General features: G+C 69.8%; 2 protein-coding genes. One reads left to right on the top strand and one right to left on the bottom strand.

Annotation, left to right across the window (positions count from 1 at the left end; genetic code table 11):
- Positions 1 to 175: ATP-binding protein (locus tag BZY54_RS54610; protein WP_143668495.1), on the top strand; the 175-nt coding region annotated here is incomplete at its 5' end.
- A 17-nt stretch (positions 176 to 192) separates the two neighbouring features.
- Here BZY54_RS54610 and BZY54_RS49025 read toward each other — a convergent pair.
- The coding region (locus BZY54_RS49025; RefSeq protein WP_143668494.1) for a sigma-70 family RNA polymerase sigma factor at positions 193 to 529 on the bottom strand (337 nt) is incomplete at its 5' end.

Raw genomic sequence — 529 nt, 5'->3', positions numbered from 1 at the left:
GAGCGTGTGCGTCTACGACAGCAGCGTCGCTCTGCCGCTGCGCTACCCGCGCGACCCCGAGCGCATCGGCCGGCACGGCCTGGAGATCGTGCACGCCCTGGCGGACGAGGTCAGCGCGGAACGGGTTCCGGTGGGCAAGCGGGTACGGGCCCTGGTGCACCTCGGACGCGACTGAGCCCGTGGGGCGACGCCTCAGGCGCAGCCCATCTCGCCCAGCATGCCCTGCCGCAGCTGCGTCAGGATGCGCTTGATCAGCCGGGAGACGTGCATCTGCGAGCAGCCGAGCCGTTCGCCGATCTCCGCCTGGGTGGCCTCCTCCACGAACCGCATATGGATGATCTGCCTGTCCCGTTCTCCCAGTTCGGCCACCAGCGGCGCCAGCGAGTGGAGGTCCTCGACGAGCCTGATGCCGTGCTCCTCCACGCCGATGAAGTCGGCGAGCACCGCTTCTCCGTCCTCGGGTCCGTCACCGGTGAGCGCGTCGTCCAGCGAGTCGGAGTTGTAGCCGTTGGACGCCATCTGCCCCTCC

This window comes from Streptomyces carpinensis, from assembly GCF_002154505.1.
Lineage (GTDB): Bacteria > Actinomycetota > Actinomycetes > Streptomycetales > Streptomycetaceae > Streptomyces > Streptomyces carpinensis.
Note: the sequence above shows the minus strand (reverse complement) of the source record. Positions and strands in the feature narration are given on the sequence as shown.